Below are 24,507 nucleotides of genomic sequence, written 5' to 3'. Positions count from 1 at the left end.
CCAGCTGCTGCCGCGCATAGGTGCGCTGCAGGGAGGTCTGCGCAATCTGGTTCTTCAGCTCCCGCGACCGGTTCATGCGCGTCAGCCCCGCAAAGACCGGCACCGACAGCTGCACCCCCACCGAGATCGGATGGGTCCAGAAATAACGCGAATCGTCCCCGCTGCCGAAACCCATGAAGGGCTCCATGTCGTTGCCCGTCCAGGAGGCCGTGCCGAAGGCCGCCAGCGTCGGCAGACGTCCGGCGTTGGCCGCCCGCAGCGACCGCCTCAACAACTCCTCCTGCAGTTCGAGCATGCGCAGGCTGCTGTTGCGCGACACGTCGGCCGTCAGACCGTCGGTCCCGGCCAGCACCTCGCCGCGCAACGCGTCGAGCGACCCCTCGACCTCGATCTCCACCTGCTCGGGGATCGACAGGTACATCTTCAGCATCAGCTTGGCCAGCTTGATCGAATTCTCGGTCTGGAGGATCGTCGGCCGCAGGTTGCTCAACTGCACCTGGGCCGTCAGCAGGTCATACTCCGACATCAGGCCGTGGTCGTACTGCACCTGCGTGTCGTCGACCGTGCGCTGCACCGTGGCCTCCGATTCGCGCAGCACCGCCAGCGACTGTTCGGCCAGCAGGATGTTGTAGAAGGCCTTGCGCACCTCGGCCACCAGGTCGATGCGCGACGAACGCGCCGCCTCGACCGCCGCCGCACGCTGTGCGTCGTTCATCTTCAGTGTCCGGTAGACCGACGGCGCAAAGAGCGGCAGCGTCAGGTCGCCCTGCAGCGCAAAGGTGTTGTCGGCGCCGAACGACAGCCCGCCCCGCATCTCCGACTTGACGATCGAACGCGTATAGTTGCCCGAAGCCGTGAGCTGCGGCAGCAGCGATCCCCACGTCTGGCGCCGCACGTAGTCGTAGCGCGCGACCTCCATGTCGGCCACCTTCACGGTCGGGTTCTCACTCAGGGCCAGTTCGAGCGCCTGCTCCAGCGTCAGGCGCATCTGCCCCGCCGCATCAGAAACGCCCGCAAGGAGAGCAAGCATCCCCACGGCGAGCGTATACAGCATTTTTTTCATGGCGTGTCGGATGTTTTTGTCATGAGCTAGGATTTCGGCACTCCGCAGGCCGGCGAAACATAGCGTTTGCGGTAGTCGTCGACCAGCCGCAGCCCCTCGGGGGTCGATATCCCCCGGAAAAAGGTGCTGACGACCTGCAGGTAGGCCTCGCGTTCGCTCATGCCGTCGGGCAGCAGCAGATCCTTGCGGTCGGTGACCGCCGAGGCCGTATAGTAGAGGACCGAAATGGCCAGCTCGATATTGATCGCAGCGACAAACAGACCATCGGCAATGCCCCGTTCGAGCATCTGTCGCAAGTCGCGACGGCTCTTGGCCGCGCCTTCGCTCATCAGCCGATCGTACACCGCCGGATAGAACTTCCGCAGGCTGTTCAGCACGCGATGGATGGACTCCGAGTCGTTCAGCACGCAGTCCAGCACCCGGAACATCGCCTCGAGGACATTGCCCGCACCGGCTCCGGCCCGTTCCCGTTCGAGGCGTTTGCATTCGAACCAGTGTTCCATGGCCAGATAGAGCAGGCTCTCCTTGTCGCCGAAGAGCTCGTAGAGCATACGTTTCGAGACGCCCAGCTGACGGGCGATATCGTCCATGCGGACGGATTTGATTCCCTCCGACACAAACATCTGCATCGCCTGAGCGACGATACGATCCTTCTGATCCATGGTATAGAGTGTTGTCCGAATACAAAAATAAAAAATAAACCGGAACAACCAAAAGAGTTTTCCGGTTTATCCCGCAAAGATTCGGCCAAACCGTCGTCCGGCCGGGACCTGCCCCTTTCAAAACGAGCCTGCCCCTTTCAAAAAAAGCCCTCCCGCCCCGAAAGGACGGAAGGGTCAAATGGCGGATCAGGCCGCGATCGGAACCGGACCGGCCGCGATCAGAATTTGCGGATCTGCCCCGATCGGAACCGGACCGGCTGCGATCAGAATTTGCGGACAGGCCGCGTGATCAGCCAGTCGCAGAACTCGTAGTAGAGCGAGTGCACATTGTCGTTGGTGGAGTATTTCATGCTCCGCACGGCATCGTCGCCCACATAATAGGCCATGTTCTGCGTCTCCCAAGCGCCGTACTCCTTGAAATACTTCATGTAGCTGCGCAGACGGTCGGCCTTGACCGAATCGTTGAGCAGCGTGTCGTCGAACTCCATCTCCAGATTCATGTTGTACTTGCGCGCCAGCTGGCAGGCTTCGTCAAGCTGCGAAACCGGCGTGTTCAGATTGAAGAAATAATTGGGCTGGAGATAGGCCGTGTTGAACCCGAATTCGGCCCAGCGGTAGTATCCCTCCGCACCGAAATAGGGAATCCAGTTGAAGCTGTACTTGAGGCTGCTCAGGTAATCGCCGACCGGTTTGAGGATCTCGGACGAGGTCGAAGCCGTCTCGGCCACCCAGTAGAACCCTCCCAGTTCGATGTGCCGGTAGTTCTTGGCGTAGAAGCGCTCGCGGATCGAATCCACATACCACTTGACCGCCTTGATACGGTCTTCGGTCTCGTGGAAATTCATCGCCTCGCCGTCGAGGTTCCCCCAATAGACGCTCAGCTGCGAATTGGGGCCTTCGGTGATGATCGGCTCGGGGATGAAGATGACAACGCCCAGCTTCCGGTCTTTCAGACCCAGTTCATCCGACACCTCGGCATAGGCCTGCTCCAGGGCATCCAGCGGCGCTATCTCCGTATTGAGCCCCGTCTTCTCGAAATAGTAGTCGATCAGCGCCTGCCAATCCTCCTTGTGGGCCGAATTGAGGCCGTACCCGTCGGCAAAGGCCCTTTCGGTGGCCACCACTCCGTTGTACTGCCCCGAATACATGAACTCCAGGAACAGGAAGGCATCGAAAAGCAGATGCTTACCGCCCTCCTGATCCTCGTAGAGCAGATAGTCCTTGATGCGATCGGTATCCCACGTGCTCGAAGCCTTCCGGTGAGGAGACCCGCCGTAGGCCAGCACCATGTCGTAGTACTTCGGGATCGAGACCCGCTGTGCCTCGTCTCCGTAATAGTCGAGCTTCTCGTCCGACGACGATCCGCTGCCGGGCAGCTGTTTCGGAATCTCGTATCCGTTGCTGCATGCCCCCAGCAGAACAATCGTCATGGCCGTGAGCGTTCTTCCCAAATAACTCATATTCGTTGTGTATTTTCTGGTGAAATTTTGCGAAAGTTAGAAAAAAAAGGCGTTTATTCGAGCATCTTCTCGAAAAGATCCCGATCGTTCCTGCCGATGGTCGAGCCTTCGGTCAGATCCCAATACGAGGTGTTCATCTCCATGAGGGCCTGCGTGGTCACGATCCAGCTCTGGATCCACCCCGTCAGGGTCGACAGCGCACCCCAGCCCACATCGGCATCCGAAGCCCAGTAATCCCAGTTCTCGTAGTTGAAGGCCCGGAACCAGGCGCCGTCGACATTCCGCACCCGGTCGCTCTTCGCCTGGATGCGGATCAGGAAATCGGAGAGCTGCTCCGTGGCCCGGATCATCGTCTCGGAACCGGTCGCGTGAGCCGCCTCGTTCAGCCCGAAGAAGGCAAAGTTGCACGTATACAACATGTCGGCAATCGGATCTCCGTTGTCAAAGATCAACGGAGCCTCGCCCGTTCCGTAGGCCGCATTCGACGCAACCTTGCCGAACGAACCGTAGGAGGCATCGCCCAGCTCCTCGCGGATCGCCCCGCACGGCTGCTGGTTCTTGAGGAACTCCGACACCATGAACTCCAGCCATTGACGGTGCTCATCCGTCGGCGACACCCGGTAGAGCCATGCCAGCGGCAGAATCATCCGCGCCTTCTCCTGCTGCAGACCGTTCGTCCAGTTCCAGCGGTCGGGATAGGCCTCCATCATCCGCGAAATGGCATCCTCGCACATCGTCAGCAGCGGCTCGTAACCCGTCTGCCGGTAGAGCCACAGGTAGCAGGCCCACAGCCACGACTCGAAATGCGCATGCAGATTGATCAGATCGCGCTGGTGATAATAGCGCCAGCCGTGTTTCTGGATATCCTCCTCGAGCAGGCACCCGAAGCGGAAGCCGTGAATGCCCGTCGTCCGGTAATTGGCCAGAATCGCCTCCATGATCTTCCGGTCCCACTTGGGGTTGCCGAGCAGATCCGCCGCCAGCGTCATGCCCAGGATCGAGCGCGCATTGTCATCCCCGTAATAGGTGTTCCGCGTGGTGACCGCCCAGCTCAGAAGTCCGTAGGTGGGGCTCTTCGGGTCGTTGCGCGGCCCGTCGCGGAACTCGTCGAACGAATAGTCGACCAGATTCGACGCAATGCGCCGGTAGGACTCCCGGTCGAAGAGCTCGCCGGCGATGGCAAAGGCCATCGATGCCTCGCCCTGCACGTCGTTGCGCATCCAGTAGCGATAGGCCTGGCGGCCGTTGCCGTCGATGGCCGAGCAGTGCCCCTCGAGAATGCCCAGGGTTCCGTCGCCGTCGGCCGCATCGTCCGGAAGCGACGGCCCGACAGGCATCCGCCCGTCACCCTGGTAGCGGTCGAGCCACTGCGCCTTCCAGGAGGAGTCCACCAGGAAATGGCCGTTGAAGAACCACTGGACTCCCCGCCGCACCGAGGCCAGACGGGCCGAATCGGGCAGCTCCTGATGCTCGCCATAGGTCGGATGGACCAGCGACTCCCAGGTCCGGAACTTGACGGGATGCCCCAGAAGATCCCCCATGAGCGTCTCCCAGAAGGACTTCCACCGGAAATCCGGCGCAAAACGAACCCGTGCGTAGTTGCTCAGCTGCGAGGTGCTGACCCACAGATTCTCCTCCGCCTTGTAGACCAGCGGATAATTGGGCGTTTCGGCCAGTCCGTAGACGGCCGTATCGAAACCGGCCACCTTGGCAATGACCATCAGCGGATGCTCCGCCTGCTGGCGGATGTACCAGCCCCGGTTGACGGAGAGCAGATCCATCGGACACAGCTCCGGCGAGAGGCTGTCGACCACCACGACCCGTTCGAAGGTGATCGTGTCCGGCTGCGGAACAGTATCGCTCAAAGTGGCATATTCGGCAAAGACCCGCAGCCGCTTCTCGCGGATCAACGCCCGCTGGGCGGGGGTCAGCGCCTGGGCCCGCTCCGGATAGCCCGCGCTGAGCAGCAGCACGGCCGAAGCCTCCGGAGCCTGCTCCAGAACCCGCTGCACGTCATCCTTGCGGACTACGCGGTAGCCCTCGTCCTCGAGCAGCGAGAGCAGATCGTTCTCCCCGCCGGCGCAACAATAGACCGTATCGGCCTGTCGGCAACCCGGCAGCGCGAACAGCAACAGCCCGGCCAAAGCTCCGAGTACCGACCATCGCCTCATTCGGGTCGCATCAAATTTGAATTTTCTCCACATAATTTTGGTTGGGTAGTGAAACAATGTATCTCAGTTGATGGGTTTGCCGGGATCGGCGTCCCCGTCATTCGAACAGGGGCCGGTAGCGTTCATGAAGCCGGCGGCACACGGCCACCTCATCCCCGGCGGGATCGACCGCATACCGGTCCGAACCATCGGTCCAGCGCTTCTCGAAGTCCAGACAGGTCCTCTTGAAGGCTTCGCTGTCGAATCCCCGGCCCGAGGCCAGCGCCTCCCGCTCGGCCTCGTAGAAGAGGGCGAACCGATGGCGGTAGAAATCCCGCACCAGACCGGCCCACTGCTTGCTCGCATAGTCATTCAACGGACTCCCGGGCTTGCCCCACAGGGTGATCTGCGTCTTCGCATTCCACTCGTAGAGGACCTTCTCCGCCGCATTGGTCCCCAGGGCGCGGGCCGACTCGACCCACGGTCCGAGCAGGAACTCCCGACGCGTCGAGAGCAGCGTGTCCAGGTCGAGAATCAGCGTCAGCACCCGCTCCGTCCCGCGGTCGAAGGCCTCCGTATCCGCGGCGTGCCAGGCCCGCTGCGTCTCGAAATGCAGGCTGTCGAGCAGCTCGACCAGCGACTGCCGGGTCACATCCACCAGATCGTAGCGGAAGCCGTCGCTCGGCGCCAGCTCCTCCGCACGGCCGATCAGCAGATCCCACGCCCGCAGCAACGAATCCCGGACAAAGAAGTTCCGCGGACAGCTCAATTTCGCACGGTCGGCCTCGAAGACCGGACGCTGCGTCAGCACCGACTGCTTCCCGCCGTCGGGGTTCGTGTGGTTGGAATAGACCGAATGGAGCAGGCTCCGCCAGGCCTCCGACACGTCGGCCACCGTCGCCGAGGAAGCATCCCGCAAACCGTAGCGGTTGTGCAGATACCCATCGAGAAACGAGAGGCGGTCGACGGGCGTATCCCGCCAGACATTCTCCAGCATCAGTGCAAAGATAAACGGATTCTGGTTGATTCCCTCCATCGTAAGCCCGATTCCCTTCAGGTTTCCCGCCTCGGGATCGTGCAGCAGCCGGGCAGGTTCGCCGGCAACCGTATCGGAGGTGCCGCTCAGACATTGCCGCTGTCCGAAATTCTGAAGCATGCACCAGATCCAGCTCTTGCCGTGGAAGGACTCGGCACGCTGCCAGACGGGGCTGTAGTCGGCAAAGAGATCGAGCAGCAGCATGCGGTCGTCGGGAACGGCCCCGAGCAGCGCCTCGATCCGCTCCGGAGTCCAGAAATCGGACTGGTGGTAGAACAGCCACGCCTGCATGAGCCACACCGCCTGCGGATCGACCGACCGCATCCCCTCATAGACGGCTGCCGACATGCGGGCCAGATAGGTCGAATCGGAGTCCGGCGGCAGATTCTCGTTGAACGTGTCGGCCGTATAGAGATGGTTGGTGCCGTACGTGGCGATCTGCTCCTCGAGAAACAGCCGGGCGATGCGCCCGAACATCTCCTCCGAAGGATTCAGCAGCGTGACGGCCGGATAGTCGAGCCACTCGGTCTTGCTCACCTTCACGCCGGGAAAGTGCTTCTCGAAATCGGGCGGAACGTGCCCCGTAAAGGCCGGAAGCACCGGCATCATGCCCAGCGAACGCTCGCCGGCCAGGATGAAGCGCTGAAGCGCCTCGTGCCGGTCGATGAACCGCTGCGGAAGCGGCCCGCCCCAGCCGTCGAGATTCCCCATCCAGAACCAGTTGAAGAAGGCCGGACCGCTGAAAAACCGCTCCAGCTCCCGGTCCGTGAAGCCCAGACGACGGTAGACCTTCTGCCAGACCGTATTCTGTCCCGTCAGGGCCAGCGGCAGGTTGATGCCGTTGAGCGCCATGAAGTCGATCTCCTGCTGCCAGCGGGTCTCGTCCCACCAGCTGATCGAGTAGTTGAACGTGCAATAGTTCAGATAGTAACGGTAGGTGTAGGGCGAACTCTTCTCCTCGCGCGACTCCGGGCGCGGCAATCGCGCCGGAAGCTGCGTGTGACGCCCGCACCAGCTCAGATGGTAATCGCAGTAGCGCTTCAGATAGTCGTGCAGCGCACTGGCCACGCTCACCCCCGTATTGCCCTCGAGGACGATCCGGCGGTCGGCATCCGTATAGTAGGCAAACCAGTCCCGGCCGTTGCGCTGCCCTGAAGTGATGACCACCCGGAAATCGGAGGCATGTGACCCCGTAATCCGACCGACCAGCGCCTCGGCGGCCCTGGCCTGCTCGCGGGGCGTATATTCGGACTTCGGCGTCCCGCCCCGACAGGTGTCAATCCCCGCGAACATCGTGCCCAGAACAGCCAGCAGCACCACTGCCGCCCGGCGGAACACCCGCTGTGCGAGACGACTGCCTGCCTTCATTTTGAATATCTTCCAATCAAACATAATCCTTTTCGTCAAACCCGACCCCGCGCGGACAACTCCGCCGTCGGGCCGGATACAATGCGACCGGAGCGCCCCGGACGGAGAATCCCCGTCCGAGGCATCCCGACCGCTCTGTCAGACATCGCAATCTGCCACACGCTATTTGATTTCGTAGGCTGTCACGTCCATTTCGGAGAGTGCGAAACGATAGTTCCAGGCATCGTCTTCATGGTTATAGAGAGCCCGGTTCGTGAGCTTCAACCGATAGTAGCGCGACGTGGGGGCCTCATCGGCTTCGAACTCGATGATCGACGGAACCTGCGGATCGGTCGCTCCGGCAACGGGTGCCGGCAGCTTGGATTTCTCCGTCTCGTCGATGCGTCCAACAAACTCCCAGTTCTCCCACTGGCCGACATTCGGATCGACAGCCACATACTCCTGGGGCCGTCCGCTCGGGTGCATCTTGACCTCGATCTCGTCCGTGCCTACATACCGGTAGATGTCCACATAGACCGTATATTCCCATCTCGAATAATCCCAATAGGGCCACAGCGTGAGTTTGGCCAACGTCGTGGGACGGCCGAAATCGATGATCGGGGCGGCCGAATACTTGTCCTTGATCTCCTCGGGAATCACCTCGCCCTCATTCTCGACGTTCACGCTCATGCCGAAATAGGCCCAGTCCCCATAAGTCTGCCAGGCTTCGGCTCGCACGCCGTTCACCAGATAGGAGAATCCGAAGTTCTCGGTTACCCGGTCTGCCGGCAGATCGCCGTAGGTTCCGAGAATGGCGCTCATCTTCGTCTTGTCGGCCTCGTACTCGGTGACCACCACCTCGACGTTCACAATGGCCGAGATCGTGTAGGTGACATCCTCCTTCAGGTTGGACAGCACCAGCGTGATCGGATTGGTCAGGTCAGCCGACATCTCTTCGGGATACTTGTCCAGCTGGGCAAGCCGCTGCGCATACTCGAAGCGAAGCGTGATCTGCGACAGATCCACCTGCTTCTTGAACTCCAGCTGAACCGTGTGCTGCTGGTTGTCCACCCCGCCGTTCAGGTCGGCTACCGCCTCAACCTCCTCGCCGGTCTCGGGCGAATGGCCGACGGCCGTCACCGACTTGATGATATTCTCCAAGGCATGCTCGGGAATCTCTTCACTGAATTTCGCCTCCTTGTCGCAGGAGACCAGCCCTGCCGCGAGGATCAGCCCCGCAGCCAGAATGGATATGATACGTTTCATGGTTTTTGCTTTCAATTTTCGGTTCTACTCTTCAATTCTACCACTTGGGATTCTGAACCAGACCGGGACTCTTGTCCAGCTCCGTCTGCATGATCGGGAACAACGAGTAGCAATCCTTCCAGATACGGCGGTCGGCCGGATTACCGTCGTTCAACCCCGTACGCTTGTAGAAATCCGTGTAGGCAAAGCTGTTCGTTGCCGGATCGCCGCCCCGGACATTCAGACCCCAGATGGTCGCATCCTTGAGCACCGAACTTGCCAGCTTGCGGCGGCACAGCGTGAAATAACGGTCGCCCTCGATGGCCAGCTCGACCTGACGCTCGCGAATGATATACTTGCGCTGAAGCTCCTTGTTGCCCTCAAGCCCCGAGATCGTCGTATAGATGCTCGGCAGTCCGGCCCGCTTGCGCAGCAGATCCCAGTACTTGCGGATCTCCGGATCGCTCGGATTGACCTCGTTGAGCGCCTCGATATAATCGAGCAGGATCTCTCCGTAGCGGACGTACATCGTCACGTAACGACCCGTCGGGCTGAAATCGTTGATGCTCTCGTTCGGCACGATGAACTTCTGCGGGCACATGCCCGTGCGCGAATAAGAGTCCGTCTCGCCGGTGTTCGAGATGCCGCCGTAGTACATCTCGACCCGTCCGAAACCGTCCTGCTGGCCCGGCGAGTTGAAGTTGTCGCGGACCGCCTTGTCGGTCGAGTAGACCAGCTGGATGCGGTGGTTGTAGTTGATCGTGGCGTAGAATCGCGCCTCGCGGTTGGCAAACATGTAGCCGTCACCGGCCGAATGGCCCCACGCAACACGGTTCTTGTAGTCCTTGAGCAGCGCCGTGCGGTTGGCCCCCGTGGGATCATTCTCCAGGTCGTAGTTGTTCGGATTGAAATGGGGACCGTTCTCCGTCGCCAGGGTCAACTCCTTGGCTTCGTCCGGAACATACTCCGTTCCGTCCTCCATGTAGAAGGCATCCGCCAGATTGAGCGTCACGCCGATGATCAGCTGCGAAAAACCGTTCTTGTTGACCGGCGTGCAGTACTGCATCCACGTACTGCGGCCGCAGTGTCCTCCCACATTGAAGATCGATCCGAAGAGAACCTCCTTGTTCCAACCCACGTTGAACAGATCGTAGAACGACTTGAAGGGGTTGTAGTCCGAGGATTCGAGCGAAACGTTGTCGGCCGTATAGAGCCCGATGTGGTCGGGATTCTCCTCGGCCAGGTCGATCACGTCGCGGGCCGCATCGGCTGCCAGCTTCCACTTGTTCGGATCGTAGGTCGAGCTGGCCAGCGGCGTGCCGTCGTGGTTGCGGAAATCGGCATAGTCGGGGTTGCCGTTCCACTGCTCCGAGGCGGCCAGCAACAGCGCCTGCGCCTTGACGGCCCGGCAGGCCACCTTGGTGGCATGACCGCACTCCTCGGAGTCGGCCGGCCAGAAGGTCGGAAGCATCGCCTCGGCACGGTCCATGCACTCCACCACGTAGGAGATGCACTCGTCGAAGGGCGTTCGCGGCATGTTGGCAAAGTCCGCCGAGTTCGACGGCAGGCTACGCAACAGTACCACCGGCCCGTACAGCCGCAGCAGGTCGAAATAGTAGTAGCCGCGCAGGAAGATCGACTCGCCCACGTAGCGCGTTTTCAGATCCTCGGACAGCTCCTTGCACCGATCGATGTTCTGCTCGAAGACAAAGGTCGCACGGATAGCCTTGTAGTTGAGCGACCAGCGGTCCGGATAACCGAGCGATGTGGGGCTCCAGTCTCCGCGGGCCATGCCGTAGGGGCGCAGATTGGCCGAGGAGATCTCGATATCGTCGACGATGCCGATCCAGGGATCCTGCTCGGAACGGCACGCCTGACGAAGGGCCGAATAGCAGTTCGTAAGATATTTGAGGACTTCGGTCCGGTTGGTCCAGACCATCTCGTCGGTTTTCTGGTCGTCGGGCATCTTGTCCAGATAGTCACATCCGGCAAGCGCCGCCGCCATCGCAAGCATAATGATATATCTCTTCATAATCGGAATTGTTAAAAGGTGAGTCTCAGACCAATGTTGTACTTGCGGGAAAGCGGATACTGGCTTCCGTCCTGCGAACCCGTCTCAGGATCCCACATGTCCCACTTGGAGTGGGTCCAGAGGTTGCTGCCCACGAAGTAGATCCGAAGCGCCTGACATCCCCACGACTTCAGCCACGGAGTGCGCAGCGTATAGCCGACCTCCATGTCCGAAAGACGGATGAAGCTGCCGTCGTAGATCGTCCGGGTCGATTGAACCTGGTTGTTGGTCGAGCTGGCCGCCGAAAGACGCGGATAGCGTGCATTGGGATTCGGATTATCCACACTCCAGTGGTCGACCTGGTTGGCAAAGAGGTTGTTGAGTCCGATACCCTCGCGGAACGGGAAGTACAGACCGCCCAGATAGTAGGTCACGCGTGCCTGTCCGCGGAAGAAGAGTCCCAGATCCAGCCCCTTCCAGCGGAACTGTGCTCCGAAACCGTAGTTCACCTCCGGGATGTTCGAGTAACCGATGGCCACGCGGTCGTGTTCGTCCACCTTGCCGTCGTTGTTGTAGTCCAGATACTTGACATCGCCCGGACGAACCGTTCCGTAGGACTGCTCGGGACTCGACGCGATATCCTCCTCGTCCTTGAAATAGCCCAGCGCAATCAGACCGAAGCACTGTCCGATCGGACGTCCCGTCTCCATGCGCCAGGGATCCGTCTGAGGCTCATCCTTCTCGATGATCCGGTTGCGGGCGAACGAGAAGTTGCCGTACAGGCGGAAGTCGACCGGCCCGACATGGTGGTTGAATTCACCCGTCAGCTCGAAGCCGTGGTTCTTCACACGGCCCATGTTGGCCAGCGGCGTGACGTTGAGTCCGGCAATCGCCGAAATCGTCTGTCGCTGGATGAGAATATCCCAGCGGTTCTCCCAGAAATAGTCGAAGTCGAACGAGAACATCGAATTGAAGAGCTTGATCTCCATACCCACGTCCCGCTTGAGACCCTTCTCCCAGGTCAGATCCGTGATACCCTCCTTGTCCTCACCGGTTACGCCCGGGCTAATGGCATTCGGGCCGAAGCTGTGGGCATAGAGCGTACCGTCCGAGGCTATGATACCCGATCCCCACGTCGAAAGATAGGCGAAACGGTTGCCTCCGGCCAGTGCGTCGGAACCTACCAGACCCACCGATCCGCGGAACTTGAGGTGGTTCACATACGGCCGGATCGGCTCCCAGAACGACTCGTTGGAGACCAGCCAGCCCAGGGCGCCGGCCGGGAAGAAGCCGAACCGGTGTCCCTTCTCGAAGTTCTCCGAACCGTTGTAGCCGGCGTTGAACTCGGCAAAGTAACGGTCGTCGAACGAATAGGTCGCACGGAAGGCCAGACCCTGCTTGCGGTAGGGAAGCGAGAAGATCGCCGAGCCGGCACTCAGGTCCACGTAGTTGCGCTGGTAGTACATGGCCATCGCACCCACACGGTGCCGATCGTTGAAGTTGCGGTCGTAGTTGATCTGAGCCTTCAGCTCATCGGCCCGGTTGCCCGTCGTGGAGTGTCCGTAGGAGAGGAACTCCTGACCTTCACGCACCGAAAGATCGTAGAGACCCGTATCGTCATTGACCCCAAGAACCATATAGGTCGACGAGGTCTTGGTCCGCGCCTGGATCGACTGCGTGTAGTAGTCGTACGAGAAGGAGACGTTCGCACTCAGTCCCGGCGTCAGCATGCTCAGATCCTGCTTGAGGATCACCTGCGAGAGAATCTGCGTATTGTAGGTCTTGTTGTATCCCGAACCGAAGAGTCGCTCGGCCGGGTTCGTGCCGCCGGTCGAGGAGGTTCCCCAGCCCCACTCCACTTCGCCGGACTCGTCGTAGCCGATCGGCACCCGTACGGGCATCGACGTCGGGTTCATGTTGTAGACGTGCGTGAACAGCGAACTCACCTTCGACGAATATTCCGTCGACGAAGCAACCGTCGCCGGCTGGTGGGCATCGGTCATGTTCGCACCGAGCTCCAGCGTCAGAACCGTGCTCTTGGTCAGGTTCATGTCGATGTTCGAACGGAAATTGTAGCGCGACACGTGGATGTTCGTGCTGTAATCCGTATCGGGATTGGTGTAGAGGTTGCCGTTGTCGCGGATGTAGGCCGCCGTCACGTAGTAGCGCGCACGCTCACCGCCGCCCCGGATGCTGATCGAGGCCGAGGCGTTGCTCGAATTCTTGGTGAAGATCTGGTCCATCCAGTTCACATTCGGGTAGAGATAGGGATCGGATCCGTTTGCCGTGGCGGCAATCTGCTGGGGCGTGTAGAACTCGGAGCCCAACGCCTCGTTGTACATGCGCATGTAGTTCGGACCGTCGATGAACTGCGGCAGCTGGCCCATGCGCGAAACACCGGCCTCCATCTTGACGTCGATCTGAGGCGTCTGCGCCGCCTGACCCTTGCGCGTGGTGACCAGCACCACGCCGTTGGCCGCACGCACACCGTAGACCGCCGTGGCCGATGCATCCTTCAAGACGGAGATCGACTCGATCTCCTCGATGGCCAGATTGCTCATGTCACGCTCCACGCCGTCGACCAGAATCAGCGGCGCCGTGGCATTCAGCGAGGAGAGGCCGCGAATCCAGAACTCGGCATTGTCCATGCCCGGCTCACCGCTGCGCTGAACAACCACCGCGCCCGCAATCTTGCCGGCCAGCGAGTTCGTCAGGTTGCGGTTGGGGATCATCAGCTCGTCCTTGGCTACCGACGAGATGGCTCCGATGACGGAGGCCTTGCGCTGATGACCCATACCTACGACCACGGCGGCTTCCATCTCTACGGTGTCCTCCTCGAGAACCACCTCCAGGGCCAGACGCCGGGGTACGGCCTGCTGCTGGGGCTTGTAGCCCAAAAACGAGAAGTCGAGTTTGGAGTCCAGCGAGGGCACCTCGATCTCATAGTAACCGTTGGCATCGGTTACCGTACCGGTCGTCGTTCCCGATACGACGACACTCACACCGGCGATGGGTTTTCCCGAAACGTCCATCACCTTACCGCGGACGATCAGCTCGTCCTGTTCGGCGGACGCCGCCGCAATCCGCCCGCTCCGTGCGCCCGACTCCGCGGCCTCGACCATGGCGGGCATCGAAAACAGAACGAACAGTCCGATGCAGAACAGCGTCTTCATGTTAGTAGTTTTGTCTGTCATATTGTTGAGTTTATTGAGTTGTTGTTCAGGTTGTGTGCGCGAATGACCCGCCGGTCAGTTCTCGATCCGGGAGAGGATCGTCGATATTTGATACAGGCCTCTGGGTACATGGAAGCAGCCCTTCCATTTGCCCCCCTTGAGCGGAAGAAGCACCTCCCCGCGGCGGTTCAGATAACCGAACCACTCGGGATACTCCTGATCCCGGAAATGGGTCCACATGTAATCGTCCAGCTTCTCGAACCACTCCAGACACTTCGCATTGCCGGTCAGCTGGTAACCCTTGATCATCGCGATGGCCGACTCGAGATGCACCCACCAGAGCTTCTGGTCCCACTCAAGTTTCTGGGGCGGATAGCCGCAACGGTCCATGAAATAGAAGATCCCGCCGTACTGCTTGTCCCAGCCCCGCTCGATGACCGACAGCGAGATCGACACGCACTTCTCGATGAGCGCCCGGTCGTTCAGCCGCAGCCCCAGATTCATCATGAACCACAGCGCCTCCAGATCGTGGCCCGGGTTGATCTCGCGGCCTTCAAAGCAGTCGATCAAGCTCCCGTCGCTGGCGTTGACATTCTCGACCATGCAGCCCAGCTCCGGGCGGTAGAACGTCCGCAAGATCTCGTCCAGACAATCCTTGATCGTGGTATCGAGAATCTGCTTGTCCTCGAGAATATCCTCAACCTCCAAGGCCATGTTGCAGATGATCATCGGAAGGGCAAATCCCTTCATCGCCCGGGTGCTTGCGATCGTCTTCTCCCAGATCCCCTTGGGCGAGTTGCGCCGTTCGAGGATGCGGCGGAAGGTCTGGCGCGCAATCTCCGCATATTCGGCATTGCCCGTCGCCTTGGCCAGCTGCGCGAAGGCCATGCAGGCAAACGTGTTCGAGAAGATGTTGTAGGGCTGAACCAGCGGCCGGCCCGCCCGATCGAGCGAAAAATAGAAGTCGTAGTTGCCGTTGTGGCCGTGCTTCTTCAGGAATTCGGCCCCGTGGACGGCCACGTCGAGCCACTCCTGACGCTTCTCCAACTGATTGTACAGCATGGCGAACATCCACACTTCACGCCCCTGCAACCAGACGAACTTGTCCGTGTCATAGACACTGCCGTCCCGGTTCAGACAGGTAAAATAGCCCCCGCACTCCCGATCGAGCGAATGATTCACCCAGAAGGGAAGCACGTTGTCGAGCAACTCCCGCCTGTACCTCTCGGATGTTTTCTTTAGATCCATAAGCTTTTATCGTTTAATTACCTGGATTCCGTCTTGTGCGCATACCAGTATGCCTCGATCTCCTCCAGAGACTTACCGGTCGTCTCGGGAATGAGTTTCCAGACGATCAGCATGTAGGGCACGCAGATCACCGCAAAGAGCAGGAACGTACCCTGGGGTCTGAGCGTCTCGAGCAGCACGGGGGTCAATTGGCCAATGAGCCACGTACCGATCCAGAGCGAAAACTCCGCAATCGACATGGCAATCCCCCGCACCCGGGATGGAAACATCTCGGAGAGCAGAACAAATATGACCGCACAAATCGAAATCGCACAAAAGAATATGTACAACAGAAAAAACACCAGAAGAATGTAGCTCGAGAGCGCCCGGCCGAACTGAAAATACCAGGCTATGCCGAGCAGCGTGACAATCATGCCCGTCACCCCGAAATAGACCAGCCGCTTGCGTCCGACCCGGTCGATGATGAAGAAGGCGATGAGCGTCGTGACCACATTCACCAACCCCACCAGCACCTGGTAGAAGAGCGAATCGCCCGAGGCCAGCCCCGACTCCTCGAAGATCGAGGGCCCGTAATAGAGAACCGCATTGACCCCCATGAACTGACCCAGGATGGCAATGGCCGCTCCGATCAGCACGGCCTTGCGGATCGGCGGCCGGGAGACGGTCTTCAGCTCCGCAAGCAGCGAACGCTTCCCGTTGCCCCGCATCGAAAGCCACACGGGACTCTCGGGAATGAACAACAGCAGCACGATGAACGCAACGGCCGGCAGCGTCTCGGCGAAAAGCATCCCCCGCCAGCACTCGTCGACGAAGACCTTCGCGAAGAGCCCCTCACGGATCCCGTCGGCCGTCTGCGCATACTCCAACAGAAAATAGTTGACTACATACGCCGCCAGGAATCCGACGGTGATGGCCAGCTGATAGAGCGATACCAGGCGTCCGCGGTGCCGGGCCGGTGCGATCTCGCTGATGTAGGCCGGCGCCACAACGGCCGAGATACCGATGCCGATACCCCCGACCACCCGATACAGAACAAGAGCCGCAAACGAATTGCTGACCGTACACCCCACGGCCGAAACCGTATAGAGAATCGACGAGAGGATCAGCGCCCGTTTGCGCCCGACCCCTTCGAGCAGTCCCGAACCCAGTACGCCGACGATCGAGCCGAACAGCGCACAGCCCACATAGGTGCCCTCCATCGAGGCCGTCAGGTGAAACTGGTTGACCACCATCGAGATCGTTCCGGAGATCACCGCCGTATCGTAGCCGTAAAGGCCGCCGCCGAGCGCCACCACAAAGGCTATGAAATAAAAATAGCTCATCGACCGCTCGATTTCCATGTTTCGTTTGGGTTCCATCATCTCTTGTTCGGTTTGTTCATCACAAATAAAATACATTTGAAATAAAAAAATAATTTTCTTGATTCATTTATTAAACAGCCGGCGATCTTATACCACAACATACTGTTATACAGATAAATAAATAAAACATACTTGTATTTATATAAAAAATCATTTTTTATTTTAAGATCAAAAAGTTGCCTTTTTTAATAAAATGATTTATTTTTATATCAAAATTGATCCTCCTGCCATGATCTCCAATTCAACGCTTCCGCGCGAAGCCTTCTCCGGTTCCGAAAAACGGTATGCCAATGCCGCCATGAAAAAAAGCATCATCGACTGCTTCTTCCAGCAGGGACAACTGATGATCCCCGAGATTGCCCGGCTCACCGGTTACAGCATCCCGACCATTGCCCGATACGTCCGCAACGGCGTCGAGGCCGGCTACGTGCGCACCTCGAAAACTTCGCCCCAATCACAGCTCCGCGGCCGTAAGGCCACCTGGTACAGACTCAATCCCGATTCGGCCTATTTTCTCGGCGTGGACCTCAAACACTACATGATGGTCATCAGCCTGATGAACCTCGAGGGCGACACCGTCGCCGAGCAGGAGTACCGGGAGCTCCAGTTCGCCAACACGCCCCAGTTCTTCGAATCCATGTGCCACCAGGTCTGCGACTTCATCCGGAATTCCGGCGTGCAGGAGCGCATCGCAACGGCCTGCTTCAACATATCGGGCCGCGTCAACTTCAGAAAGGGTCTCAGCCACAGCATCTTCGCCTTCGAAAACAACGAAGACAAACCCCTGGCCGAGATTCTCAGCGACGGGATCGGCGTCCGCTCCGTCATCGAAAACGACACGCGTGCCATGCTCTACGGCGAATTATACAAGGGAAACATCAAGGATTACAAGGACTGTCTCTATGTCAACGTCAGCTGGGGACTCGGGCTGGGCATACTGACCAATGGCGAGATCTATCGCGGAGCGGATGATTTCGCCGGTGAGTTCGGGCATACAAAAGTCTTCGACAACGAAATAATCTGTCATTGCGGGAAAAAGGGGTGTCTCGAAACCGAGGTGTCGGGCAATGCCGCCATCCGAATCCTCTCCGAACAGCTCGCCGCCGGAAAAACCTCGATCATCAAGCCCGGCAGGACGGATTCCGACTCTCCTTCGATTCTGGACATCATCCAGGCGGCCAACAACGAAGATCCGCTTTGCCAGGACATCATGGAGGAGATGGGTCGGAAACTCGGCCTGCAACTGGCCAATCTCATCAACATCTTCAACCCCCGGGCCATCATCATCGGAGGAAGCCTCTCGAAGGAGAACGACATTCTGTTGGAATCCGTCAAAATGAGCATCAAGAAGTATTCGCTCAAGCTCATCCATCGCAATCTGGTAGTCGTCAACTCCTCCAACCCCGACCGGATCGGCGTGACGGGGGCCTGCCTGATTGCCCGGGAGAAATTCGTACAGGACAAGTTGACCTGGATCTGAACACCGGTTTGCTGATTCGAAGAAGCGGGCCCGGACGACGATCGTCCGGGCCCGCTTCAGTGTTGGATCGGCCTCAGGCCGCTGTGGCATTCTCGAGTTTGCGCATGATCGAGAAGATGAAGAGCGCCGAGAGCAGGCACAGCACGATCAGCACGCTCCAGACCATCCACAGCGCCATGCCGCTGCCCCACAGATAGCCGATCAGCGAGGTGGCGTAGTTGCCGATGGCCGTGGCGGCGAACCAGCAGCCCATCATCATACCCTTGTACTTCGGAGGGGCCACCTTCGAGACAAACGAGATTCCCATCGGCGAGAGCAGCAGCTCGGCGAACGTCAGCACCAGATAGGTCGAAATCAGCCAGTTCTGCGAGACAAACTGATCACTCGCCCCGGCAGCCTTCACCTCGGCCGGCGACATCAGTCCCACCGAACCGATGGTCAGGATCAGGAAGCCCAACGCGGCGATGATCATACCCAGACCGATCTTGCGCGGAGCCGAAGGCTCCTTGCCCTTGCGGGCCAGGGCCGTGAAGATGGCCACCGAAATCGGCGTCAGACCCACCACGTAGAAGGGGTTGAACTGCTGGAACTCCTGCGGCAGGATGTGAACCGGATCGGGCGTAAGCGTATAGCGGTAGATCAGCACGCCGGCGGCTACGACCACGGCGGCGGCCGAGATCAGTTTGCCGCGCCCCTTCTCCGACTGGAAGAAGCCCACGATGCCGTAGACTCCCACCAGCACCAGCACCAGATTGAAGATATCGAAGCCCATGCGCGTAATGCCCGTCGCCTCGGAGGTCGTGTAGTCACGCGCGAAGAAGGTCATCGTCGAGCCGTTCTGGTGGAAGGCCATCCAGAAGAAGATCACCACCGCGAAGACAAGCATCAGCGCCGTGATGCGCGACTTGGTCTGTGCCGGAGTCAGTTCGGCCGTCTTCACACCGGCCGAGGTGGCGGCGGCTGCCTGCTGCTTGGCCGTCACGTCGGCATGCTTGAACGTCTTGCGGAAGCCCACGTAGATCAGGTAGGAGACAACCAGCGAGAGGCACGCCACACCAAAGCCCATGTTGTAGGCCGTCGAAAGCTTGTCGATATAGTGGCGCGAGAATTCGCCCAGATCGGTGATCGTCGTACTCATCGAGGCGGCCAGCTCCTGCAGTTTGGCCAGCGGTTCGGCGGGCATCTGATCGCCCAGCTCGAGGTACTGGTGAGCCAGGGCCGGAATCTGTCCGTTGTAGATCAGACCGTCCTGGGCCAGGAAGTGGTTGGTGATCCATTTGGCCATGCCCGGGGCGAACATCGCGCCGATGTTGATGGCCATATAGAAGATCGAGAAGGCGTTGTCGCGTTTGGCCTGGTAGGCGGGGTCGTCGTAGAGGTTGCCCACCAGCACCTGGAGGTTACCCTTGAAGAGGCCCGTACCGCAGGCGATCAGCGCCAGGGCGCCGAACATCATCGCCTGACCCGCAAAGCCCGTACCCGTCGGGATCGAGAGCAGCGCATAGCCCGCAAACATCACGAAGATTCCCAGCGTGACCATCTTTCCGAAGCCGAACCGGTCGGCCAGAATGCCGCCGAAGAAGGGCATGAAATAGACCGCAGCCAGGAAGATGCCGTAGATCTGGGTCGTAACCGCTTCGGTGTAACCGAATTTTGCCTGCAGAAACAGCGTGAAGATCGCAAGCATGGTGTAGTAGCCGAAGCGCTCGCCCGTATTGGCCAGCGAAAGGGCGTACAAACCTTTGGGTTGTCCTTTGAACATAGTTGATTTTGGATTTTAGAGAGTGTTGCTTTTTTGGTTTGACCACAAATTTAGAATTTTTTTCGAGAATTACGAAGAACACGGGTTACCGTTTCGCAAAAAAAGGGGCCCAAAATCCGCATTTTTCACCGACTGACCCCGCCGATCTGAAAAAAATCCGCTCCCGATCCGACAAAAAACTCCCCGGCAGATGATGCCCGGCTCCGGGATTTTTCGTACATTTGTATAAACGACTCCCCTATGGAAAAAGAGAATACGACCCCGAAACGACTCCCGATCGTCGAACACGACGAGTGGCTGCAGCCCGTCGAGGAGCAGATGAACGAGCGCCATGCCCGCTACAGGGCCAAAATGGACGACATCGTCCGCTCGGCCGGCTCGATCGTCGACTACGCCAACGGCTACCGCTACTTCGGCTGGCAGTGGGACCCCACGCTCGACGGATGGTGGCTGCGCGAGTGGCTGCCCGGGGCGCAGGACGTCTACGTCTTCGGCGACTTCAACAACTGGCAGCGCACCGAGATCCGCATGCACCGTGACCAGGCCGGGGTCTGGAGCGCCTTCTTCCCCGCGGCGATGTACCGCGACCGACTTACCCACGGATCGCTCTACAAGATCCATGTCCACGGCGATAACGGCTGGATGGACCGCATCCCGGCCTATGCCCGCCGCGTGGTGCAGGACGAGCAGACGAAAAACTTCACCGCCCAGTTCTGGCAGCCGGCCGAGCCCTTCGACTGGCAGGGCGACGCCTTCGACGCCTCGACGCTCGGCAGCCTGCTCATCTACGAGGCTCACGTCGGCATGGCCCAGGAGCGCGAAGGGGTGGGCACCTACCGCGAATTTACGGAGAAGATCCTCCCGATCATCAAGCGCGACGGCTACAACGCCGTGCAGCTGATGGCCATCGCCGAACACCCCTACTACGGTTCGTTCGGCTACCACGTCTCGAGCTTCTTCGCCCCCACGTCGCGCTGCGGAACCCCCGAGGAGCTGAAGGAGCTGATCCGCCGCGCCCACGAGATGGGGCTGGCCGTCATCATGGACCTCGTCCACGCCCACTACGTCAAGAACCTCAACGAGGGAATCAACGAACTCGACGGTACGGACCACCTCTACTCGCGTCCGGGCGAGGAGGGAAACCAGCCCTACTGGGATTCGAAACTTTTCGACTACGGGAAACCGGAGGTGCAGCACTTCCTGCTCTCGAACGTCAAGTACTGGCTCGACGAGTTCCACTTCGACGGATTCCGCTTCGACGGCGTCACCTCGATGATCTACCACCACCACGGTTACGTCACGTTCGATTCGCGCGACCGCTACTTCGACGCCGGCGTCAACGAGGATGCCATCACCTACCTCACGCTGGCCAACCGCCTGATCCACGAATTCCGCCCGGCGGCCGTCACCATTGCCGAGGATGTGAGCGGAATGCCCGGCATGTGCATCCCGATCGACGACGGCGGCATCGGATTCGACTACCGTCTCGGCATGGCCATCCCCGACTTCTGGATCAAGCTGCTGAAGGATATTCCCGACGAGGAGTGGAACATCTGGGAGATGTGGTCCGTCATGACCGACCGTCTGCCCCAGGTCAAGACCGTCGCCTACGCCGAATCGCACGACCAGGCCCTCGTAGGCGACAAGACCATCGCCTTCCGTCTGATGGACAAGGAGATGTACTTCCACATGGACCGCGCCTCGCAGAACCTCATCATCGACCGCGGCATGGCCCTGCACATGATGATCCGGCTGATGACGATCTCCACCGGCGGACAAGCCTACCTCAACTTCATGGGCAACGAGTTCGGGCACCCCGAGTGGATCGACTTCCCGCGCGAGGGCAACGGCTGGAGCTATGCCCATGCGCGGCGGCAGTGGTCGCTCTCGCGCAACCGTCTGCTGCGCTACTCGTGGCTGGGGGATTTCGACCGAGCGATGATCCGGCTGGTCAAGAAATACAGGGTCCTCGCGGACGGCTATCCGTGGAACCTGCTCATGGACGAGCACAACAAGACGATGGCCTTCTCGCACGGACGGCTGCTCTTCGTCTTCAACTGGCACCCCACGGCCTCGATCCCCGACTATGAATTGCCGGTGCAGGGCCCGGGCAAGTATGTGCCGATCCTCTCGACCGACGAGCGGCGTTTCGGCGGGCAGGAGCGGCAGTCGATGGACTCGGAGCACTTCTCGTTCAACGTCACGGGCGACGACGGGAAGGAGTACCCCCGCATCCGTATCTACAACACCTCGCGCACCGCAACGGTCTACCTGCGCAAGCGGTAGCAGGCCGGAGGAGGGGGCTGCAGGAGGGGGCTCGTAAAGGGGCAACCCGGCAAAGGGACGAACCGGCGAACCGACAAAGGGGCAACCGGCGAAGGGACGAACCGGCGAACCGGCAAAGGGGCAATCCGGCCAAAAAGCAATCCGGCTAAGCACCGGCAATATCCGCAAAAAAGGCGGCGATCCGCATGGGATCGCCGCCATTCTCCATTCAGTGAGCCGGAGTCATCCGCCCGGGTCTCTACGCGCCAACCAGCGTGCGGGCCACCTCAAGCGCCGCCTCGTAATCGGGCTCGTGCGTCACCTCGGGAACATACTCCACGTAACGCACCCGATCGTCCCGGTCGACCACCACCACGCCCCGGGCCAACAGCCGGAGCCCCTCCAGCACAAAGCCGTACTTCATGCCGAAATCCAGCTCGCGGTAGTCCGACAGGACATGCACCCGGTCGATCCCCTCGGCCGCGCAGAAACGTTTCTGCGCAAAGGGCAGATCCACCGAAATCGAGATCACAACCACCTCGTCGCCCAGCTTCGAGGCCTCGCGGTTGAAGCGGATGTTCTGCAGCGAGCAGACCGACGTGTCGACCGACGGGAAGATGCTGTAGATACGCACCTTGCCGCTGAAGCGATCCGACGGTACCGGCTGCAGCGCAGCATCGGTCAATGTAAACGAAGGGGCCTTCTCCCCTACCTGGCAGTGGCGGCCCTCCAGCTTCACGGGCCGGCCGCCGAATGTCACCTGATAATCCATCTCGTAAAATTTAGTTAGGTTTTAAAAATTTTCCCGCAAATCCGGTGCCGCAGCCATTTGCCGCCAGCATCCGCAAAGACTCCCATCCCAGGGTCCCGATATCCGGTATGCATGCCGGAGTCGGACACCGCCGCGGGATCAGCCCTGCGTCGTGATGCGGCGCACCGCCTCGCCTACCCGGGCGTAGAGATCCGGCAGATCCACCCCGGCAATGCGGCGGTTCTCGACAACGATCCGTCCGTCGACCACCACCGTCTCGACGTCCGAAGCCTTGCCGCAGTAGGCCAGATTCGACGCGACGTTGTGAATCGGCTGCAGGTGGGGTTTCTGCAGGTCGACGACAATCAGGTCGGCCAGCGCCCCTTCGCGCAGTACGCCCAGCTCCCCGTCGGCATACCCCATGGCCCGGGCTCCGTTGGCCGTGGCCATCCGCAGCACCTCCCAGGCCGGGAGGGCCGTCGGGTCTCCCGTAGCGGATTTCTGCAGGAAGGCCGCCGTACGCAACTCCTCCCACATGTCGAGGTCGTTGTTCGAACAGGTGCCGTCCGTGGCCACCGTCACCAGAGCCCCGACCCGAAGCATCTTCTCCACGGGAGCGACGCCGCTCGAGATCTTCATGTTGCTCTGCGGATTGTGCGATACGGTCACACCCCGTTCCACGAGCGTCGCCAAATCGGAATCCGTGACATGGACACAGTGGGCGCCGATCATATGCGGTCCCAGAAGCCCCAGGGCATCGAGGTGTGCGACCGGCGTGCGGCCATAGCGCTCGCCCACGATCCGGATCTCGTCACGCGTCTCGGCGATATGGGTCATCATCCCCAGATCGAGCCGCTCGGCCAGCTCCCGTCCCCGCACCAGATTCTCCGGCGAGACCGTATAGGCCGAATGGGGCGCCACGGCGATCCGCACACGGCCGCTTCCGGCGGCGGCCCGTTCGACGGCCCGCTCCACCTGCGGGAAGACCTCCCCGATGTTCGAATCGAAGTAGTTGCAGCCCAGCACCGCCCGGATCCCCAGCCGCTCGGCCACCTCCACGCACCGATCCTCGTCATAGTACATGTCGACGAACGACGTCACGCCGCCCAGCAGCATCTCGACGATGCCGAGCGTCATGCCCAGCGCCACCTCGTCGGGCGTCTGCCGCGACTCGAAGGGCCAAATGTAGTCGTTGAGCCACTCCATGAGCGTGATGTCGTCGGCATAGCTGCGCTGAAGGGTCATGCCGGCGTGGCAGTGGGTGTTGATCAGCCCCGGCATGAGGAGTTTGCCGCGGCAGTCGATCTCGCGCAGACCGGCGTGTGCCGTGCGGAATGCCGCAGCCTCCGTCTCCGAGTCGGTCACCAGCGTCAGGCGGTTTGCGTCGATGCCCACCCAGCCTCGGAACGTGCGGGGGGCATCCTCCGCCGAGGTCATCGGCAGAACCGTAGCATTGGAAAAGAGTAGTGCCATCGTATTATATAGATATATGG

At 60.1% G+C, this 24,507-nt stretch carries 15 protein-coding genes; 2 read left to right on the top strand and 13 right to left on the bottom strand.

Annotated features, from left to right (window positions below; translation table 11 throughout):
- The 10 genes from PUQ42_RS07005 to PUQ42_RS06960 form a co-directional block, all read right to left on the bottom strand.
- Window positions 1–1,063: TolC family protein (locus PUQ42_RS07005; RefSeq protein ID WP_273372290.1), on the bottom strand; the 1,063-nt coding region annotated here is incomplete at its 3' end.
- 26 nt (window positions 1,064–1,089) lie between these two features.
- Window positions 1,090–1,725, bottom strand: a complete 636-nt coding sequence (locus tag PUQ42_RS07000) for a TetR/AcrR family transcriptional regulator (protein ID WP_273372288.1) — start codon at window positions 1,723–1,725, stop codon at window positions 1,090–1,092.
- A gap of 263 nt (window positions 1,726–1,988) precedes the next feature.
- Window positions 1,989–3,185 carry a DUF4855 domain-containing protein gene (locus tag PUQ42_RS06995; protein WP_273372285.1) on the bottom strand — a complete coding sequence of 399 codons (1,197 nt, stop codon included), beginning with the start codon at window positions 3,183–3,185 and terminating at the stop codon, window positions 1,989–1,991.
- Between the two features lie 53 nt (window positions 3,186–3,238).
- The gene (locus PUQ42_RS06990) at window positions 3,239–5,356 is read right to left on the bottom strand and encodes a hypothetical protein (protein WP_273372282.1); all 2,118 of its coding nucleotides are present in this window, start codon (window positions 5,354–5,356) and stop codon (window positions 3,239–3,241) included.
- A 97-nt stretch (window positions 5,357–5,453) separates the two neighbouring features.
- On the bottom strand, window positions 5,454–7,739 hold the full coding sequence (locus tag PUQ42_RS06985) for an alpha-N-acetylglucosaminidase (RefSeq protein WP_273372279.1): 2,286 nt from the start codon (window positions 7,737–7,739) through the stop codon (window positions 5,454–5,456).
- A gap of 162 nt (window positions 7,740–7,901) precedes the next feature.
- Window positions 7,902–8,984, bottom strand: a complete 1,083-nt coding sequence (locus PUQ42_RS06980) for a hypothetical protein (RefSeq protein ID WP_273372276.1) — start codon at window positions 8,982–8,984, stop codon at window positions 7,902–7,904.
- A 37-nt stretch (window positions 8,985–9,021) separates the two neighbouring features.
- Complete coding sequence (locus PUQ42_RS06975; RefSeq protein ID WP_273372274.1) at window positions 9,022–10,995, bottom strand: RagB/SusD family nutrient uptake outer membrane protein; 1,974 nt, start codon at window positions 10,993–10,995, stop codon at window positions 9,022–9,024.
- Window positions 10,996–11,006: 11 nt separating this feature from the next.
- On the bottom strand, window positions 11,007–14,147 hold the full coding sequence (locus PUQ42_RS06970; protein WP_273372271.1) for a SusC/RagA family TonB-linked outer membrane protein: 3,141 nt from the start codon (window positions 14,145–14,147) through the stop codon (window positions 11,007–11,009).
- A gap of 75 nt (window positions 14,148–14,222) precedes the next feature.
- On the bottom strand, window positions 14,223–15,395 hold the full coding sequence (locus PUQ42_RS06965) for a n-acyl-d-glucosamine 2-epimerase (protein ID WP_273372269.1): 1,173 nt from the start codon (window positions 15,393–15,395) through the stop codon (window positions 14,223–14,225).
- 17 nt (window positions 15,396–15,412) lie between these two features.
- Complete coding sequence (locus tag PUQ42_RS06960; RefSeq protein ID WP_273372293.1) at window positions 15,413–16,735, bottom strand: MFS transporter; 1,323 nt, start codon at window positions 16,733–16,735, stop codon at window positions 15,413–15,415.
- Window positions 16,736–16,985: 250 nt separating this feature from the next.
- Here PUQ42_RS06960 and PUQ42_RS06955 point away from each other — a divergent pair, with 250 nt between their 5' ends.
- Window positions 16,986–18,236, top strand: a complete 1,251-nt coding sequence (locus tag PUQ42_RS06955; protein WP_273372267.1) for an ROK family transcriptional regulator — start codon at window positions 16,986–16,988, stop codon at window positions 18,234–18,236.
- A 73-nt stretch (window positions 18,237–18,309) separates the two neighbouring features.
- Here PUQ42_RS06955 and PUQ42_RS06950 read toward each other — a convergent pair whose 3' ends face one another.
- Complete coding sequence (locus PUQ42_RS06950; RefSeq protein ID WP_122120590.1) at window positions 18,310–19,998, bottom strand: peptide MFS transporter; 1,689 nt, start codon at window positions 19,996–19,998, stop codon at window positions 18,310–18,312.
- Between the two features lie 240 nt (window positions 19,999–20,238).
- Between PUQ42_RS06950 and PUQ42_RS06945 the strand changes: the two genes are divergently transcribed.
- Complete coding sequence (locus PUQ42_RS06945; RefSeq protein ID WP_273372262.1) at window positions 20,239–22,284, top strand: alpha-amylase family glycosyl hydrolase; 2,046 nt, start codon at window positions 20,239–20,241, stop codon at window positions 22,282–22,284.
- 238 nt (window positions 22,285–22,522) lie between these two features.
- On the opposite strand, the gene tpx is transcribed toward PUQ42_RS06945, so the two are convergent.
- Window positions 22,523–23,035, bottom strand: a complete 513-nt coding sequence (gene tpx / locus PUQ42_RS06940; protein WP_087405451.1) for a thiol peroxidase — start codon at window positions 23,033–23,035, stop codon at window positions 22,523–22,525.
- Window positions 23,036–23,173: 138 nt separating this feature from the next.
- The gene (locus PUQ42_RS06935; protein WP_273372258.1) at window positions 23,174–24,487 is read right to left on the bottom strand and encodes an amidohydrolase; all 1,314 of its coding nucleotides are present in this window, start codon (window positions 24,485–24,487) and stop codon (window positions 23,174–23,176) included.
- Window positions 24,488–24,507 lie beyond the last annotated feature (20 nt).

Origin of the sequence: Alistipes megaguti (assembly GCF_944320325.1) — a bacterium.
GTDB lineage: Bacteria > Bacteroidota > Bacteroidia > Bacteroidales > Rikenellaceae > Alistipes > Alistipes megaguti.
The sequence above is the reverse complement of the archived record's forward strand: the minus strand, read 5'-3'. Positions and strand labels throughout refer to the sequence as shown.